This window comes from Hymenobacter arizonensis, assembly GCF_900115775.1.
GTDB lineage: Bacteria > Bacteroidota > Bacteroidia > Cytophagales > Hymenobacteraceae > Hymenobacter > Hymenobacter arizonensis.
In genome coordinates this window covers 178,905-196,491 of the sequence record NZ_FOXS01000002.1, presented here as the reverse complement: position 1 = coordinate 196,491, position 17,587 = coordinate 178,905, and the positions used below count along the sequence as shown (strand labels likewise).

Annotated in this window: 15 protein-coding genes and 1 tRNA gene; 10 read left to right on the top strand and 6 right to left on the bottom strand. The window is 61.5% G+C overall.

What is annotated here, in order from left to right:
- Positions 1–39: 39 nt before the first annotated feature.
- Positions 40–309 (bottom strand): hypothetical protein, encoded by a 270-nt coding sequence (locus tag BMZ66_RS07350; RefSeq protein ID WP_143080097.1) that lies wholly within the window; start codon positions 307–309, stop codon positions 40–42.
- Between the two features lie 168 nt (positions 310–477).
- Between BMZ66_RS07350 and BMZ66_RS07345 the strand changes: the two genes are divergently transcribed.
- The 4 genes from BMZ66_RS07345 (at position 478) to BMZ66_RS26020 (ending at position 4,740) form a co-directional block, all read left to right on the top strand.
- The gene (locus BMZ66_RS07345) at positions 478–1,080 is read left to right on the top strand and encodes a thioredoxin family protein (RefSeq protein WP_143080096.1); all 603 of its coding nucleotides are present in this window, start codon (positions 478–480) and stop codon (positions 1,078–1,080) included.
- Between the two features lie 55 nt (positions 1,081–1,135).
- Complete coding sequence (locus BMZ66_RS25085) at positions 1,136–1,495, top strand: hypothetical protein (RefSeq protein ID WP_143080095.1); 360 nt, start codon at positions 1,136–1,138, stop codon at positions 1,493–1,495.
- 5 nt (positions 1,496–1,500) lie between these two features.
- Positions 1,501–2,073 carry a helix-turn-helix domain-containing protein gene (locus BMZ66_RS07335; protein WP_143080094.1) on the top strand — a complete coding sequence of 191 codons (573 nt, stop codon included), beginning with the start codon at positions 1,501–1,503 and terminating at the stop codon, positions 2,071–2,073.
- 249 nt (positions 2,074–2,322) lie between these two features.
- Positions 2,323–4,740, top strand: coding sequence for a B12-binding domain-containing radical SAM protein (locus BMZ66_RS26020; protein ID WP_234795015.1), 2,418 nt, complete (start codon positions 2,323–2,325; stop codon positions 4,738–4,740).
- 81 nt (positions 4,741–4,821) lie between these two features.
- Here BMZ66_RS26020 and BMZ66_RS07320 read toward each other — a convergent pair whose 3' ends face one another.
- From BMZ66_RS07320 to BMZ66_RS07310, 3 genes are read right to left on the bottom strand one after another with little or no spacing between them, the layout of a single operon-like run.
- Entirely contained in the window at positions 4,822–5,898 is a 1,077-nt protein-coding gene (locus BMZ66_RS07320; protein WP_143080093.1) for a hypothetical protein, read from the bottom strand.
- A 17-nt stretch (positions 5,899–5,915) separates the two neighbouring features.
- A complete protein-coding gene (locus BMZ66_RS07315; RefSeq protein ID WP_092670641.1) occupies positions 5,916–6,461 on the bottom strand; it encodes a GNAT family N-acetyltransferase in 546 nt (181 codons plus the stop codon).
- A 29-nt stretch (positions 6,462–6,490) separates the two neighbouring features.
- Positions 6,491–6,760: a hypothetical protein gene (locus tag BMZ66_RS07310; protein WP_143080092.1), complete on the bottom strand. Its 270-nt coding sequence runs from the start codon at positions 6,758–6,760 to the stop codon at positions 6,491–6,493.
- 104 nt (positions 6,761–6,864) lie between these two features.
- Between BMZ66_RS07310 and BMZ66_RS07305 the strand changes: the two genes are divergently transcribed.
- The 5 genes from BMZ66_RS07305 to BMZ66_RS07285 all read left to right on the top strand — a co-directional run bounded on the left by BMZ66_RS07305 (position 6,865) and on the right by BMZ66_RS07285 (position 13,940).
- Positions 6,865–6,937 (top strand) — tRNA-Gly (locus tag BMZ66_RS07305).
- Positions 6,938–7,327: 390 nt separating this feature from the next.
- Positions 7,328–7,603, top strand: a complete 276-nt coding sequence (locus BMZ66_RS07300) for a hypothetical protein (RefSeq protein WP_143080091.1) — start codon at positions 7,328–7,330, stop codon at positions 7,601–7,603.
- A 159-nt stretch (positions 7,604–7,762) separates the two neighbouring features.
- Positions 7,763–8,737, top strand: coding sequence for a YitT family protein (locus BMZ66_RS07295; RefSeq protein ID WP_092670635.1), 975 nt, complete (start codon positions 7,763–7,765; stop codon positions 8,735–8,737).
- 142 nt (positions 8,738–8,879) lie between these two features.
- Positions 8,880–10,208, top strand: coding sequence for a cation:proton antiporter (locus tag BMZ66_RS07290; RefSeq protein WP_092670633.1), 1,329 nt, complete (start codon positions 8,880–8,882; stop codon positions 10,206–10,208).
- Positions 10,209–10,508: 300 nt separating this feature from the next.
- Positions 10,509–13,940, top strand: coding sequence for a PAS domain-containing protein (locus tag BMZ66_RS07285; protein ID WP_092670631.1), 3,432 nt, complete (start codon positions 10,509–10,511; stop codon positions 13,938–13,940).
- A 50-nt stretch (positions 13,941–13,990) separates the two neighbouring features.
- Here the strand turns inward: BMZ66_RS07285 and BMZ66_RS07280 are convergent, their stop codons facing one another.
- Positions 13,991–14,722 carry a LytR/AlgR family response regulator transcription factor gene (locus tag BMZ66_RS07280; protein ID WP_092670629.1) on the bottom strand — a complete coding sequence of 244 codons (732 nt, stop codon included), beginning with the start codon at positions 14,720–14,722 and terminating at the stop codon, positions 13,991–13,993.
- Positions 14,723–14,880: 158 nt separating this feature from the next.
- Complete coding sequence (locus BMZ66_RS07275; protein ID WP_092670627.1) at positions 14,881–16,002, bottom strand: mandelate racemase/muconate lactonizing enzyme family protein; 1,122 nt, start codon at positions 16,000–16,002, stop codon at positions 14,881–14,883.
- Positions 16,003–16,255: 253 nt separating this feature from the next.
- Here BMZ66_RS07275 and BMZ66_RS07270 point away from each other — a divergent pair, with 253 nt between their 5' ends.
- Positions 16,256–17,506, top strand: coding sequence for a metal-dependent hydrolase family protein (locus BMZ66_RS07270; RefSeq protein ID WP_234795014.1), 1,251 nt, complete (start codon positions 16,256–16,258; stop codon positions 17,504–17,506).
- Positions 17,507–17,587 lie beyond the last annotated feature (81 nt).

Below are 17,587 nucleotides of genomic sequence, written 5' to 3'. Positions count from 1 at the left end.
CGGAGTTTTCAGCAAAAGAGCCAGCAGGACGCTATCTGCTTAATCGGCGATTCCGTCGTGGTTGCGGTCTTTGGCATCGGCCGCGGCTTTGTAAACCTCTTTGCCGGTGGGCTGGCGGGGGCCGGTCTGGCGGGTCATGCCGGAAGTAGCCGAGTCGCCGGTTGGCGAGCCATCGATGTGGTTCGGGGTCCTTTTTTTGGTGTAGCCGCGTTCTACGTTGGTGTCGCCCTCTTTGGTGCCAGAGCTGCAGGCGCTAAACGTGGCGGTGAGGGCACAGGCCAGGGCCAAGGGACGGAGGAGATTTTTCAACAGCATGAAAGAGGGTAAGCAGAGGTGAGGAGGTGAGAATGAGCGCAGCCGCAAGGTAGAAAAATAACTTGCCGCCGCACAACCCGAACTCTGGGGCGCGGGTACGGTTGTAGCGTGAGCTGCGCCTGTTTGGTTGCGCGCCGCGCCGTCATTCTCCCTTTTGTGCTGATGCCCAACTCCTTTCCAGCGCCCGCAGCGGTTCCTGCGCCGGCCTACACCTACGTCCAGTTCCGGGCCCTGATGGACACGCTCGCCGCCGAGCGCCGCACCACCGGCCCCGACCAGAGCCCTGGCCTCATCCGCTACACCGACCAAAACCGGCAGCACCTTGACCGCGCCTACGCCCTGCCCTTGCTGCCCGAACTGGTAGAAAAATTAACCCGCCTGCCCCAGCCCGAAGACTGGCTGGTGCTCGGCGAAGCCTGGTGCGGCGACACGGCCCACCTGCTGCCCCTGTTGGCGCGCCTAGCCGATGAAAGTGCGGGCCGCGTGGCGCTGCACGTGCTACTCCGCTCCGAGCACCCCGACCTGATGGCGGCCCACCAAACCAACGGGGGCAACAGCATTCCCAAGCTCATTCGGCGTGAGCAGGGCACCGGGAACGATTTGGGCGACTGGGGCCCCCGCCCGGCCGCGGCACAAGTGCTTTCCAAACAATTGCACGCCGATAAGTCTTTGCACATCAATGAAATAATAAAAACCATGAATGCCTGGTACGAGGCCGATGGCGGCCAAGCCCTGCAGCAAGAGCTGCTGGCGCTGTTGGGTTAGCTGGTGGTTCGAAGTAATTTTTGCCGTATTTTCACTTTCTCAACCCTCCAGAATTATGCCGCTGACCTTGCGTAATCGCCTCCAAAAACACGTCGCTACCTGGCCCTGGCGGCGCGTGGGCGTGCTGGCGGGCGTGAGCTTGGTGTTGGCACTAACGCTGGTGGTTTATCTGTTTGGAATCAGCGACCATTTCTTTGGTCGACTTTTTTCCGCATTTGCCGTATTGTTCTGGCTGCTGGCTGTTACGTTCCTGGCCGTTGTGCCTTTCGTGACCTGGGCCACTGAGCACTGGTTTGGTCGTGGCTGGGCGGAGGTTTCGACTCCGGCACCGCGTCCGCGCCGGGCAAGTGGCGGTTCAGCAGCAACTCGTTCTTTTTCTTCACCGGCCACCTCGCGGCGGCCCGAAACTCGTTAAAGCCCTTGAAAACCAACCTACTGCATATCAAAAATATGGTGTGCCCACGGTGCGTCGAAGCCGTGCACAACTTGTTGGAGCGGGCCGGCTATCACCCCAAGGCAGTGACCTTGGGCGTGGCCGAGCTCGACGAAGCCACCCCCGCCAACCCCGAAGACCTGGCTCCCCTGCTCGAAGCCGCCGGCTTTGAGCTGCTGATGGGCCGCGCCGAGCAGCTCACCGAGCAAATCAAAACCGTGCTGGCCGACTACCTTGAGCACCTGCGCACGGCCCGCTCGCCCCTCACCACTTCGGCTTTCCTCACCGACCGGTTTGCCGCTACTTACTCGCACCTGAGCAAGGTATTTTCGCGCACCGCGCACCTCACCATCGAGAAATACCTCATCCGCCTCAAAATTGAGCGCGTGAAAGAAATGCTCAGCTACGGCGAACTGACCCTAAACCAGATAGCCGACCAGATGCGCTACAGTTCGGGCCAGCATCTCAGCAACCAGTTCCGCCAGGTAACGGGTTATTCGGTAAGCGAATTCCGCCGCCTGATGCTGCCCGAGCGGGTTTCGCTCGACTCGCTGGCATAGTGTAATAGAACGTGTGTCATTGCGAGGAGGCAGAGCGAAGCAATCCGTCTTGTTCTCAGCGACCAACCTCATAAAGTAAAAAGCCCCGGCACTACGCAGTGTCGGGGCTTTTTACATCTTGAAAGTGTCTGGGATTAACAGAACGGATTGCCGCGCTGCGCTCGCAATGACACGCGTTACAAAACCTGCTTTAGCCCCGACCTTTGCAGGAAATGAACCCCGGCCCCCTTCGCCGGGTTACTTGCTGTCGTGTCGCCTGTCTCTCCCCGCATCCTGCTGCTTACGCCGCCGCTCACGCAGCTCAATACCCCGTACCCGGCCACGGCCTACATCAAGGGCTTTCTGGGCGGGCGCGGCTATGCCGTGACGCAGGCCGACATGGGCTTGCAGCTGGTGCTGCGCCTGTTTTCGGTAGCGGGCCTGAAACAGGTTTTTGCGGAAATAGAAGCGGGCAACTTTGACCTGAGCGACAACGCCAAGCGCATGCTGCGCCTGCAAAACCGCTACCTGGCCACCATTACGCCAGTCATTCGTTTCCTGCAGAATAAGGACCTGACGCTGGCCCCGCGCATCTGCCACGGCCGTTTCCTGCCCGAAGCCAGCCGCTTCGACAACGTGGCCGACCTGGAAACCGCCTTCGGCACCATGGGCCTCACCGACCAGGCCCGCCACCTGGCCACGCTCTACCTCGAAGACCTCGCCGACCTCATCAAGGAAACCGTGGGCCCGCACTTCGGATTCTCGCGCTACGCCGAGAAGCTGGCCCTCTCCGCCACCAGCTTCGAGCCCTTGCATGAGGCCCTGGAGGCCACTCCCAACCTACTCGACCGCCTGCTGCTCGAAGAACTGGACGCGCTGCTCACACGCGCACAGCCAGATATAGTGGGCTTCACTGTGCCCTTCCCCGGCAACCTCTACGGAGCCTTGCGGCTGGCCAAGCGCATCAAGGAAATCAGCCCGGCCACCCACACCATCATGGGTGGCGGCTACCCGAATACGGAGCTGCGCACCATTCAGGAGCCGCGCTTTTTTAACTACATCGACTTCCTGACCCTGGACGACGGCGAAGGCCCGTGGCTGCGGCTGCTGGAGTATTTTGATAAGTTAGGCGCAAAAAAAGAACGTCATGCTGAGCTTGCCGAAGCATCTCACTCGTGGGGAACCTTACCCCCTGACCCCTGCCGGGCACGGCCCCTCTCCCATGGAGAGGGGACACCGGTTACGCCCTTGCGTCAGGCTCCCCTCTCTTTTGGAGAGGGGTTGGGGGTGAGGTTCTCCGAGCCCGCCGACGAAGTACACTGCGCCCTGCAAACCACTCTCTACGCCCCCGATGCTAGCAGCCTGCTCCAACGCACGTTCCTGCGCAATGCCCAAGGCCAAATCGAGTACGTCAACCACCCGTACCCCGACGTGCCGCACGCCGAAGTGGGCACGCCCGACTACTCCGACCTGCCCCTGACCGAGTACCTCTCGGTGCTGGAAGTGCTCAACCCCATGCACCGCCTCTGGAGCGACGGCCGCTGGAACAAGCTCACCGTGGCCCACGGCTGCTATTGGAAGCGCTGCTCGTTCTGCGATGTGACGCTGGACTACATTTCGCGCTACGAAACCGCCCCGAGCACCCTGCTGGTCGACCGCATCGAGCAAATTATTCAGCAAACCGGCCAAACCGGGTTTCACTTCGTGGATGAAGCCGCGCCACCCCTGGCGCTGCGCGACCTCGCCATTGAACTCCTCAAGCGCCGCGTGGCTATCACGTGGTGGGGCAACATCCGTTTCGAAAAAACCTTCTCGCCTGACCTCTGCCGGCTGCTGGCGGCCTCCGGCTGCATTGCCGTGTCGGGAGGCCTGGAAGTGGCTTCCGACCGCCTGCTGACCCTCATGGAAAAAGGCGTGACCATCGCCCAGGTGGCCCGTGTGGCCGACGGCTTCACCCAGGCCGGCATCATGGTGCACGCCTACCTGATGTACGGTTTCCCCACCCAAACCGCGCAGGAAACCGTGGACAGCCTCGAAGTCGTGCGTCAGCTGTTCGCGGCCGGCGTGGTGCAAAGCGGCTACTGGCACCGCTTCTCCATGACGGCGCACTCGCCCGTGGGCAAGAACCCCGCGAAGTACCAGGTAGCCGCCATCGGCCCCGAGCCCGCCGGCTTCGCCTGGAACGACCTCTGGCACGACGACCCCCTCGGCACCGACCACGAAGCCTTCGGCCCCGGCCTGGCCAAGTCGCTCTACAACTACCTGCACAGCGTGGCCCTGGATGAGCCCCTTAGTTTCTGGTTCGATTTCAAAACGCCCCGGCCCACCACGCCGCGGCACCTCGTGCAGCAGGCCCTGCAAGCCCCCGAAAAACCCGATTTTGCCAAGCAAAACCAACGCCTGTTCTGGCTCGGCAACGTCCCCGAAATCCGCATCGAGCAAGGCAAAAAAGCCCCGCGCGCCGTGCTCACCTGCTACGAGCAGGCTGAGGATTTTGAAGTAAAAACCAGCGCCGCCGCTGGCCAGTGGCTACACCAGCTACTCACCCAACTCACCCACGATTACGACACCAAGGTCCTCGTGAAGGAAGCAGCGGTGACTTTCCCAACTGGGGAGGGTACGTTTGAAGCGTTTCTGCAAAGCCCGGCGTGGCAGTTGCTGCGCGAAAAGGGGCTGCTGGTACTCTAAATAGTAACGTGGTCGCGCTACTGCTATTTGTATTTTGATTGCGAAGAAGATATAAGGAGGCTTTGGCGACGTAATAGTACCCTACTGCGTTGCGGTTGCGCCCCGCAGCCACTCTATCACTTCGCCGGGCAGGCCCGCGCCAAACCGAGGATACGGTCCACCCGGCACAAGCAAGTCGGGTCCCACGGCGCGATAGGTGCGAACCGTGGCTCCGCGTGAGCCGCTCAAGACATTGCGCAGCGCAGTAGACTGGCGTGCCGATGCCTCACCGCTATACAGCGCCAGCAAAGGGAGCTTCCGCTGCTTTAGCTCCCGGAATTTAGCCCGGTCGGCGGGGCCAAAATCTGCGTTTTGAGCCATGAAAAAAGCCAGCCGCGGGCTGTCCGGACCTGCCAGCACCTGAGCCACGGCCACGGCCCGGGCCCCCGAAGCCCAGGCCCCAATGCTGGCCGTATCGGCGCCCGGCGTGCTATGGAGCAGGCGTAGGCCGGCTTGTAGGCGCGTCGTTTCTGCAGCGGTCGTAACGGAGTCGGTGGCAGGCAGCACCAGCACAATGACACCCTCGCGGGCCAGGGCATCGGCCCACAACGCGGCGGCAGGTGCAGTTTCGGTAGTGGGTAGCAGCATAAGCGCTGCCCCAGGTGTGCCCGTGTCGGATGGGAAAAAGAGCCAGCCGGAACCTTCGCTTTGGGCTACTTCCTCTACGCGGTAAGTGCTGGCCGTGGGGGCGCCACGCTTCAGCAAAATGGTTTCGGCTTTGGCAGAGTCCAGCGCCAGGGAGCCGCGCCAGAAGTCGCCTTCTTGCGTGAGCGTGAGCACCTGGTTGGCGCGGGCGGGCCGGACGAGGCGTAACTGGTTACCACTGAACAGAATGGTGTCGGCCACAAAGTTGAGCGCGCTGGCCGTGGGCACGGTGAGTTCGGCTTCGTAGTGGCCGGGGCTGGGGTGGCGAATGTCGAGGGCGGCGCGCATTTCGGGCTGCCCGGCCAGCGCGATGCTGCCTTCGTAATGGCCTACGGGTGGGGGAGGGGCGGCTTTAGCTTTGTCGGTACTGGGCTGGCAGCTTGCGAGTTGCAGTCCCGCGTACAATAGTGCCGCGGCCCGGCACAGCAGGCGGCCACGGCGATTAGTCAAAAGCGTTACTCCAGGCGTAGGCATTCCCAAAAGTAGCCAGTTTAGCGGCCCGCCATGCCCTTGCGCAAAATCAGGTCAATTTGCACGTCCTGGCCCAGCTGAAAGTTGTGCTGCCCAATCTCGCGAAAGCCAAACCGCTGGTAGAAAGCGCGGGCGCGCTCGTTCTTCTCCCACACGCCCAGCACCACAGCCGAGCAATGCAGCTGCTCGGCCAGCGCCAAAATGCCCCGCATGAGGGCGGCGCCCAGGCCGGTGCCCTGCCAGTCGTCGCGCACGTAGAGGCGCTCTATTTCGAGGCGGCCGGCGGGGTCCTGGCCTTCGGGCAGGCCCAGGGCCGAGTTGTCGCGCAGCTTGGCGTAGCCCACCAGCTCGGACTGCATGTGCGCCAGCAGGAAGGTGTTTTCGCGGTCTTGCAGCTCGGCCAGCTGAATATCGGGACCAAAGGTTTTGCCCAGGTAGGCTTCCATGTCGGCCGCGCTGTTAGCGGCCGAAAATGCGTCTTGAAAGGTGCGCCGGCCCAGGTCGGCGAGTTGGGCAGCGGTAACGGCGTTGGCCTTGGCCAGGGAAATGCGCAGAGGTGATGACATAGGGCAAAGGTCGAGCAGCGCCGACCGATTTACAGCATTTCGTTGGGGTTGGGGTCGCGGGGGGCGTTGTTGCCACGGCGCATGCTCAGTCCAATCCGCATTAATAAACCACTGGCCAACAAGCCCACTAAGTTGAGCGACAGCTGTAAGGCCAAAGGGTCCTGGTAGCCCACTGTGCTCCAACTATACACTGCTACATATACTTTCAGCAGCAGCCCTACCCCCATCATCCCTCCGCTCAGCATGAGCATAAAGCCTACCAGACGGCGTGTGATGGGTGGGAGAGGACGTGTGGCCATAGATGCCCCGTTCATACGAGCCGGCCAATGCTCGGGTTCAGGCAGCCCCAAAGCCGGTTGCTTATCCGGTTCTTTGGCGTAATTTCGTAGCACCAAGTCACCCCGCGAGAGTAGCTCAGTTGGTAGAGCATCAGCTTCCCAAGCTGAGGGTCGCGAGTTCGAACCTCGTTTCTCGCTCATTGATTACAAGAAAGCCACTTCTGAGGGAAGTGGCTTTCTTGTTTGTACGGTACTCACACCAAGCATCGCCCGTGCTTTACGTTGAGCACAACTGCAAAAACCACTGCTACTATACAGCAATTCCTTCGCCGCTTAGCGCCAGCAGTAGCGGCCTTTGAACAACTGCAAATGTTCGCGTTATCAAACTAGGCTCTGGCTTAAGTTTCAACTATTTTTACCGACAGCCGTTGATTCGCCAAGAGTGCGCTGAAAGTCTGCTCGCAATTGCCGCCCGTGCTGCTATTCTTCTCTGCTCCCTGTTTTCTACGCTTAGTGTGCCTTGCAGTGATGCTGTGGGGGCTTTTGGGGACAGCAGCATCTGCGGAAGCGGCGCCTGTCGCAGCGCCTATGGCCGTGGTGCGCGCCCACGAGCCCGGTGTAGTTTCCTGGAGCCATTGGCTGCTTAGCCAGCAGGAAGCACTTTGCGCGAATCCAATAATGGGCTGGGCGGCAGGCCTTATCCTGTCGGAACCGGACCATAAGTATCTGGGGGTGTTTGAGCCCGCTTGGCGGCAGGCTGCCGCACTGGCGGCGCGCACAGCACCCCGCGTGCAGGCCGGAAAATTGCTCGGCTACTTCCGGGTGCGCTTGCTTCGGGCCACGCTCTCGCCCAACGCTCCTTAGCCCACCGTCTGCTTACCCGGTTTGTGTAGCTGTGGCACACGGTGGCTGCTGCCTTTGGGTGCGCCAGTTCCGCTGCGGCTAATTAGTTGCATTTTTGAAAAATGCAGGGGCCTTGGTGCGGGCACTGCCTGCCCAGCCCCTGCTCTTTAACCAGACGGTATGTTAATCCCTCAATTTATCATTCGCCAATACCGCCAGAAGCATCGCCGGGCGCAGGGCGAAAAACATCCGGCCGGTCCGCCCCCGCCCGAGGGTTGGGTGTTTCCTTTCACGGGCATATCGGTTCGGCGCCAGTTGGTACAGTTTGCCTTCATGGCTGCCGGGGTGCTGTGTGCTGCACTGGGGCTGAAGGGGTTTCTGCTGCCCAATGGCTTCATCGACGGCGGCGTCACGGGCATTTCCCTGCTGGGCAATCAGCTGTCGGGCTTGTCGGTTTCGCTGCTGATTGTGCTGCTCAACCTGCCATTCATCGTGATGGGCTACTACCAGCTGGGCAAAGAGTTTGCCTTCAAAACACTGATAGCCATTCTGGCCCTGGCCGGGGTGCTGCTCGTCATTTCCGTGCCCTCGCTCACCCATGACAAGCTGCTCATTGCCGTGTTTGGTGGCTTCTTTTTGGGTGCGGGCATCGGCCTTACCGTGCGCGGCGGGGCCGTGCTCGACGGCACCGAGGTGCTGGCCCTGTACCTGAGCAAGCGAACGTCGGTTTCAGTCGGCGACGTGGTGCTGCTCATCAACCTCGTCATTTTTGGGGCCGCGGCGCTGCTGCTGTCCGTCGAAACGGCGCTGTACTCCATCCTGGCTTACCTCTCGGCGGCCAAGACCATCGACTTCATCATCGAAGGCATTGAGGAGTACACGGGCGTCACCATCATCTCGGCGCACAGCGAACGCATTCGCCGCATGCTCACCGAAAAGCTGGGGCGCGGGGCCACCATCTACGCCGGCCGGCGCGGCTACGGCTCCGAAGGGCAAACGCGCGAGGCCATCGACATTGTTTTCACGGTGACCACCCGCTTGGAAGTGGCGCGCCTCAAGGAAGAAATCGACCAGATTGACCCCCGGGCTTTTGTGGTGATGCACAGCGTGCGGGAAACCAAGGGCGGCCTCGTGAAAAGACGTCCGCTGCACTAAGTCGCCTGGGGCCGGGTGGTGGCAGTCAAGTTTGGCGTGTTGTATTGCCGGCGCTGCCGTTCTTACGTATGCAGAGCCGCGAGCTAATGCAGCTTGCTTTGCGAAAGCCCCGTGGCTTCTCCAATGCCTATTACTTGTTGCTATGTCTTTTTATAATGTTGCCCTCGTCTTGCTAGGCGTGGCTATTTTGGGTGTGGCGTGGTTGCCTTCTCTGCTCGAGAAGTACCCGCTGTCGTACCCTATTTTCTACATCTTGCTGGGCCTGGGGGTGTTCTCCCTGCCGATAGGGCTGCCTTCTACCGACCCTTTTGAGTACCCCAAGCTCACCACGCACCTGTCGGAACTCTGCGTAATTGTGGCCCTCACTGGCACGGGGCTGAAGATAGACCGGCCGTTTTCGGTGCGGGCCTGGCGCACGCCGCTGCTGCTGGTGCTGGTGCTCATGGTCATCACCATTGCCGGCATCACGTGGATGGGCCTGGCCCTGCTGGGGCTGGCCCTGCCCTCGGCCGTGCTGCTGGCTGCCGCGCTGGCTCCTACCGACCCCGTGCTCGCCGGCGATGTGCAGGTGGGCGACCCCGGCGAGGGCCGCGAAGACAACGTGCGGTTTTCCCTCACGGGCGAAGCCGGCCTCAACGACGGCCTGGCCTTCCCATTTGTGTGGCTGGCCATTGCCCTGCTGCCGGAAGCAACGCCCGTAGGAGAGCGCATGCTGAACTGGCTGTGGATGGACGTATTCTACCGCCTAGCTGCCGGGGTGGTGCTGGGGTGGCTGTCGGGGCGGCTGCTGGCGTATCTCATTTTCAGCCTGCCCAAGCGGTTTAGCGTCAAGGCCAGCGCCTACGGTTTTGTGGCACTAGCCGTCACGCTCACCAGCTACGGGGTTACCGAACTGCTGCACGGCTACGGTTTCCTGGCGGTGTTTGTCGCAGCCGTGACCTTGCGCGGTCGCGAGCGCAAGCACGAGTATCACCGGCAGATGCACGCCTTCACCGACCAGATGGAGCGGCTGCTGATTGTGATTATTCTGATTCTCTTTGGCGGGGCCATTGCGGGCGGGCTGTTGGGCCCACTCACCTGGGCGGGCGTGGGGGTAGGGCTGCTGCTGCTGCTGGTGCTGCGGCCGTTGGGCGGCATGCTCACGCTGATGCGGTCCAAGCGCGTGACGGTAGCCGAGCGCGGTGTCATTTCCTTCTTTGGCATCCGGGGCATCGGCTCCATTTTCTACATTGCCTTTGCGCTGGAGCACGCCAACTTTCCGCAGGCCCGGGAGCTGTGGGCCGTGCTGGGCTTCATTGTTCTGGTTTCCATTGTGCTGCACGGTGTGCTGGCTACGCCCGTTATGAACTGGCTGGACCGCCGCCACGGCCGGAAAATAGCTGCCGAGCTTGCTGAGGAAAGCAGAGATGACGAGAGTGAGGCTGACAAAAAACACAGCGCAAAGAGCAGTACTTCCGCGGCCACTGAGTAGACGAAGGCACCAAAAATATTGCCAGAGCTGCGGCTGCAATAGGCAGTGCGTGGAGTGGGCAGTTTAAGAGGGATTTGAACGATGCAAGTATAAACTTGCATAGTGTCCATAGTCAGGCAGTGTTGGGATTCACCACCATAGCGGAAGCAGCACTCCGCTGAAAAAAGGGCAGCGGCCTTCACCGGCTGGAATTGACGGTTGAACTAGTAAATACCGTCCTTGGGACAGCAGAATGCGCCGTTGGGCCAGCATCGCTGAAATCTGGCAAGGCATCGACTGATATTGCAGTTGTTCTCTATCATGCCTGCCACCTCTCCGCTCCCAACGCCTGCTTTTGCCGATGCCGCCCTGGCGCAGGCCCAGCAACGCAACGCCGACTTGCTGCGGGCTTTGACCCACGCAGCGAGCACGGCCGAAACAGCTAGCCAGTCGTTTTCGCTGCTGCTGGATTTGCTGCCCGAGGGCGTGGCCTTGTTCGACGCCGAGGGACGGATTGAGGCCATCAACCAACGCTTTTTCGCCCTATATGGCCTCGCTGACGCCCCGGCCGGCTGGCTAGGCTGTGGCGCCGATGACTTGCTGGCGCACGTGCGACCCCAAATAGGCGCAATCGCGCCCAGCAGCCTTGGCAACAGCATCAAGCTGCGCGATGGCCGGGTATTGGCTTGTGATACACTGCCTGAGCCAACCGACTCCGACAACTCCGGTCGCTGGCTGCTGTGCCTGCACGACGTCACGGAACGCCACCAAATGCTGGCCGAATTCGAGTCCATCGCCCGCATTCCTCAGCAGAACCCCTATCCGGTGCTGCGCTTGGCTGATTCGGGCCAGGAACTGTACGCCAACAACGCCGCCCGCGTATTGGCCCAAACCCTACCACGGGCCCAGCGCGTGCCCGGACAGCGCAAGCTGCGGGCCCTGGCAGCCGAGGCATTGGCGTTGGGTACTCCTTATCAGGAAGAAATAACGATTGCTAACAGCAGCTTCAGCGTGCACGTCGTGCCGTTTGCCGCCGAGGGCTACGTCAACCTGTACCTGGTTGACACCACGGCCCGCGTGCGCATGGCGCAGGAGCTGCAGGAGCAGCAGCGTTTCTACGAAACCATTCTTAATGAGCTGCCAGCCGAAATCTTTGTCGTTGACGAAGAATACCGCTACCGCTTTGTGAACCCCGCCGCTGTGCCCGATGCCGCACTGCGCCACTGGATGCTAGGCCGCACCAGCGAGGAGTACAACGCGCGCCGCGGCCACGCCGCCGCCGTGGCCCAGCAGCGGCAAACCCATTTGCTGGAGGTGCTTGCGAAGCGCCAGCGCCACGAGTGGGTCGAGACCCTGGGCGATGCGGCCGCGCCGCGCTTCATTCTGCGCCGCTTGCAGCCCGTGCCCGAAGCCGGCGACAACGTAAGTCTGGTCATCGGCTACGGCCTCGACATTACGGCCCAAGAGCTGACGCGCCGGCAGCTGCGCGAGCAGCAGGAGTTCACCCAAAGCATCCTGGATGCCAGCCCGAGCGTGATTTACGTGCGCGACGAGGAACATCGGTTGGTGTTTGAGAACCATGCCATGCAGGCCATCCGCGAGAGTTCGCGGCACCTGACCGGAGAAAAATTGGTGTCCGGCAGTGTGGAAGAGCAGGAAATAGCCCAGTTCGTGGCAAACGACAAAATCGTTATCCGCAGCGGCCAGGAATTGACCACCGAAGAGTCGCTGACGCAGCTCGACGGCACCCAGCTTATTTTCCAGACCGTGAAGCGGCCCCTGCTCCGGCCAGATGGCAGCGTGCACGTGCTGGGCGTGAGCACCGACATCACTGCGCTCAAACAAGCGCAGCAGACCCTGGAGCAGAGCGAGAAGCAGTACCGCGACCTGATGAACTACGCCCAGGCGTTCATCTGCGCGCATTCGCTCGACGGCACCGTACTCACCGCCAACCCCGCCCTGAGCGAGCTGCTGAACATGCCCATGGAAGCCATTGTGGGCGGCAACGTGGCCGACGTGATGACGCTGGAAGACCGGGCGACCTTCGCCGTCTACCTCGAAAACATTGCCCTCGACCACGAAGCCTCCGGCGTGCAGCGCGTGTGCCCGCGCGGCAGCTCGGAGCTGCGCTACCTGCTGTATCGCAACTACTTGGTCGACGAGCCCGGGCAGGCGCCCTACGTCATCTCGCACTCGCACGACATCACCGAGCGCATTGCGGCCGAGCGCGAAATGAAGCGCGCCAAGGAAGCGGCCGAGTCGGCGGCCCTGGCCAAGGAGAATTTTCTGGCCAACATGAGCCACGAAATTCGCACGCCGCTCAACGGCATTCTGGGCATGGCCAGCCAGCTGGGCAAAACCCCCCTCGATGCCCGCCAACAGGATTTCCTGCGCATGATTCGCTCCTCGGGGCAGCACCTGCTCAGCGTCATCAACGACGTGCTCGACATGGCCAAAATCACCTCCGGCAAGCTGGAGTTTGAGCAGGTGAGCTTCAACCTCTGCGATTCGATGAGCCAGGCCGTGCAGCCCCTGGTGCTGCAAGCCCAGGAAAAAGGATTGGTGGTGCACGGCACCATGCTGCGTGAGAGCTGCGCCTACCCGTGGGTGGTGAGCGACCCCGCCCGCCTCAATCAAATCCTTATCAACCTCGTAGCCAACGCCATCAAGTTCACACCTCGCGGCAGCATCACGGTGGTGGGGCAGCAGCTGGCCGAAACCAGCACGCACCTCACCGTCGAATTCAGCGTGGCGGATACCGGCATCGGCATCGACCCCGATAAGCAGGCAACCATTTTCGAAGGCTTCACCCAGGCCTACGCCGACACCACCCGGCAGTTTGGCGGCACCGGGCTGGGCCTGAGCATCAGCCGGGCGCTGGTGGAGCAGCTGGGCGGCACCCTCTCGCTGCGCCACAGCATGCCCGGGCAGGGCAGCACCTTTGCTTTCACCCTCACGCTGCCAAAAGCCGAAAAGCCCATGGCGCCGCCGCTTTTCGCCGCGAGTACCTTCAACACGGGCGCCCTGGCCGGCCTGCGGGTGCTGATGGTGGAAGACAACGAAATCAACCGCGAGGTAGCCCGCTTTATGCTGGAAGAGTGGGGCGTGATTCTGGAAGAAGCCGTCGACGGTGAAAAAGGCCTGCGTCTGCTCACCGACAATGTGTACGATGTGGTGCTGATGGACATTCAGATGCCCATCATGAGCGGGGTGGAGGTGACCCGGGCCGTGCGCCAGCTACCCGACCCCGTGCGGGCGCAGGTGCCCATTCTGGCTCTCACGGCCAATGCCTTCCGCGAAGACAGCGAGCGCTACCGCGCCGCCGGCATGAACGACTGCCTGGCCAAACCCTTCGATGAAGAAGAGCTCTACCGCAAGCTCGACGCCCTGCGCGTGCTGCCCCGCACCGCCACGCCCTACGACCTGACCAAGCTGCGGGCCATGGCCCACGGCCGGGAGGCGTTCGTGGCGAAAATCATTCGTTCGTTCCTTGCCAACACCCCCGCCAGCCTGGTGCAGCTGCAGGAGGCCGCTGCGGCCGGCCAGTGGGCCAAAGTGGCCGAGCTCACCCACCACATCAAGCCCAACCTGGCGGCGCTGGGCGTGGCCGGCGTGGCGCATGCGGTGGCTATACTAGAGAAAGCCCCAGGGCCCAACCAGTCGGCTGCCGAGCGGGCTGCGCTGGTGGCGCAGCTGATGGCATCGGTGAGCCAGGTGCTGGCAGCCCTGCCTACGGAGCTGCCAAAGGAATAGGTTGGCGCGGCTACCCAGAAGAGGGCTGGGGTACCGCTGCGGCGACGCGCTTACACCCCGCGCAGGCGGCGGTAAAAACCTTCTTGGTACGACTTGCTCACGGGTACTTCGTGCTTGCCAAAAATCAGCATGTGGTCTTCTACCACATCGATGCGGCGGGTATTGACAATGTAGGAGCGGTGCACCCGCGCAAACTGGTTGGTGGGAAGCCGCTCCTCCAGGTTTTTTAGGGTAGTGTAAACAATTAGTTTCTGCTTGTCGAGTACCAGCACGGAGTAGTCGGAGAGGGCTTCGATGTACAGGAGCTCTTCGTAGTTAACCCGCACCATTTTCTTGTTCACTTTTACGAAGAAGTGCTGGTCGTGAGCGAAGGAAGCCGCCGCGGCCTGGGGAGCAGCGGCCGGAGCTTGGCGGTTTTTGATTACCCGCTGCACGGCCTGTAGAAAGCGCGGAAATTCAAGGGGCTTCACTACATAATCGGTCACGCGCAGCTCGAAGGCATCGAGGGCAAAGTCGCGGTGCGAGGTAACGAGCACAATGTCGGGCTGAGGCTCTGGCATGATGCGCACCAGGTCTAGGCCCGAGAGCAGAGGCATTTCGATGTCCAGAAAAGCCAGGTCAACCTGTCCGCCCTGGCGGAAAAATTCCAGGCAATCCACAGCGTTGGTGAAGGACGCTACCAGTTCTAGCTCGGGGGTTAGCTCGATGAGATGTTCGAGGGTCAGCCGGTTCATCTCGTTGTCGTCGACGAGCAGGCAGGTCAGTTTTGCAGAGGGAAGCATGGGGGTGAAAACAGCAGTGGCGTGCTACGAAAAGCAGTCTTTGGGAGGATGCCGCTTAATTGGTGAGCTGCTCAAAAACTGAATGTTACCCTACGCTTTTTACATGCAAACTGGATTTAACTAACTCATGATGTTGGTTGAAATAAGCTGTTTCCTTATTACCTGGTGAACTCACGTTTCTCGGCGTGCCGTAAATACGCCTCATCGATAGCGGCGCCCAGGCCAGGAGTATCGGGAACGTCAACCACGCCATTGGCCAGGTAGCGAATGCCACCCACCACGGGGTCTTCGGTGTACATCAGGGGCGTGTCAAAATCGCAGTGCTGGATGGCGCTGCTACTCAGGGCTAGGTGCGCGGCGGCGGTCATGCCCAGGCGCGATTCCATGAATCCGCCCACCTGCAGCACTATGCTCGCGGCGGCGCCCAGGTCCACAATCTTGCGGGCCCGGTGCAGGCCGCCCGACTTGCCCAGCTTGATATTGAACTGCGTGCACGCGCCGAGCTGAATCAGGCGAGCGGCGTCGTGTTCGTCGCCGCAGGTTTCATCGGCCATGATGGAAATGGGCGAGGCGGCCGAAACCCGCGCCAGGTCCATGAACGCGTGGCGGGCAATGGGCTCTTCGCAGTGGTCAATGTTGTAGGGAGCCAGGGCATGCAATACCGCAAGGGCCGCATCGGCCGTGTGCCAGCCCTGGTTGGCATCGATGCGCAGCGGGTGCGTGGGCCCGATGCCTTCGCGAATGGCCCGGATGCGCGCTACGTCGGCTTCCAGGGTTTCGCCCAACTTTACTTTAATGGCCGGAAACCCCAACTGCTGAAACAGGACGGCATCGGCCTGCATTTTCTCCACGGGGCCGAGGCTCACGGTCATGTCGGTGGTGAGTATCTTGTTGCGCTGCCCGCCTAAAAAAGCGTACAGCGGCAGGCCGGCCTGCTGCGCGGCCACGTCGTGCAGGGCGATATCGAAGGCGCTTTTGATGCTGTTGTTGGCGTAGATAATGCGGTTCATGATGGCCACCGCGCCGGCAATGTCCAGGGCGTCGTGCCCGAGCAGGGCAGGGGCCAGGTATTGCGCCACCACATAGCAAGTGTCGATGCTCTCGCCGTTGATGGTGAGGTAGGGGCTGCATTCGCCGTAGCCGGTGCAGCCATCGGCCGTGCGAATTCGAATCACCACATTCTGCACTTGGTTGATGGGACCCAGAGAGATGACAAAGGGTTCTTTCAGCGGCAGGAACAACTTAAAAATCTCGATGGAGCGAATGGTAGTGTTCGGCATGGGGCGGGGTGCACCTCGGAGCGCCACGCAACGTGGCCGACAAAACATCCGGGAGTGCCCAATATTACAGATACGCTCGGGTTTTTAACCCAAGGGTACATGGCTAAGCCCCGCTCAATCCAGTAGCTTCGTCCCGTCGCTCGAGTTTTCTTCATCCCCAGTGCTTATGTCAACTGATTGCCGGGCCGCTGCGGCTTTATTGTTTCATATTGTGCGCCGGGAACGAGGTCTTTTTCTTCGTTTTGGATGGAGTGTGCTCCTGCTTTTTTGCGCGGGCGTACTGCGCGCTCAGCCAGCCGCCACGCCCGCTACTTTGCTTAGGCCCGCCGCTGTATTCGACGGCCAGGACCTGCATCCGGGCTGGGTGGTAGTAGTCGAAAACGATAAAATCACGGCAGCTGGGCCGGCTGGCAAAGTCACGCCACCCGCCGGGGCCCGGACCTTGGAGTTGCCGGGCCTCACCCTCATGCCGGGCCTCATCGAAGGCCATTCGCACCTACTGCTGCACCCGTACAACGAAACGCCCTGGAACGACCAGGTGCTGCTTGAGTCCCAGGCCCTGCGCGTGGCGCGGGCCACGGTGCATGCCCAGCGCACGCTGCTGGCCGGTTTCACCACCGCCCGCGATTTGGGCACGGAAGGCGCCGGCTACACCGATGTTGGCCTGAAGCAAGCCATTGACAAGGGCATTATTCCCGGTCCTCGGCTATTGATAGCTACTCGGGCCCTGGTAGCTACCGGCAGCTACGGCCCCAAGCTCGCCACCGATATCGACGTGCCCCAGGGCGCCCAGGAGGCCGACGGCGTCGATGGCATCGTGCGCGCCGTGCGCGAGCAAATCGGCAAGGGTGCCGACATTATCAAAGTTTACGCCGACTACCGCTGGGGCCTGAATGGTACGGCCGCCCCCACGTTTTCGCAGGAAGAACTCACGCTGATTGTACAGACTGCCCGCGCCGCCGGCCGCGGCGTGGTGGCCCACGCCAGCACACCCGAGGGCATGCAGCGCGCCACGCTGGCCGGCGTCGAAACCATCGAGCACGGCGATGACGGCACGCCCGAAATATTCAAGCTGATGAAGCAGCGCGGCGTGGCATTGTGCCCCACGGTGGCTGCCGGCGACGCCATTTCCCAGTACCGCGGCTGGAAAAAGGGCCAGGACCCCGTGCCGCCACGCATCCAGCAAAAAGCCCAAAGCGTGCAAGCCGCCCTAAAAGCCGGCGTCACGCTGGTGATGGGCGGCGATGTGGGCGTGTTTGCCCACGGCGACAATGCCCGCGAAATGGAGCAGCTCGTTCAAGACCACGGCCTCAGCCCGCTACAAGTGCTGCGCCAAGCCACCAGCGGCAACGCCCAGGTATTTCATCTGGCCGACCGCGGCCGCATTCGCCCCGGTCTGCTGGCCGACCTAGTAGCCGTGACCGGCGACCCCACGCAGGACGTCCTCGCCGTGCGCCAGGTGCAGCTTGTGATGAAGGGTGGCGTGCTCTACAAGCAGCCTTGATTTTTTAATTGTCGGTTGTTAGTTATCAGTCTACTATAGTAGAATGCTAACAACCGACAACTAGCAACTGACAACTAAACA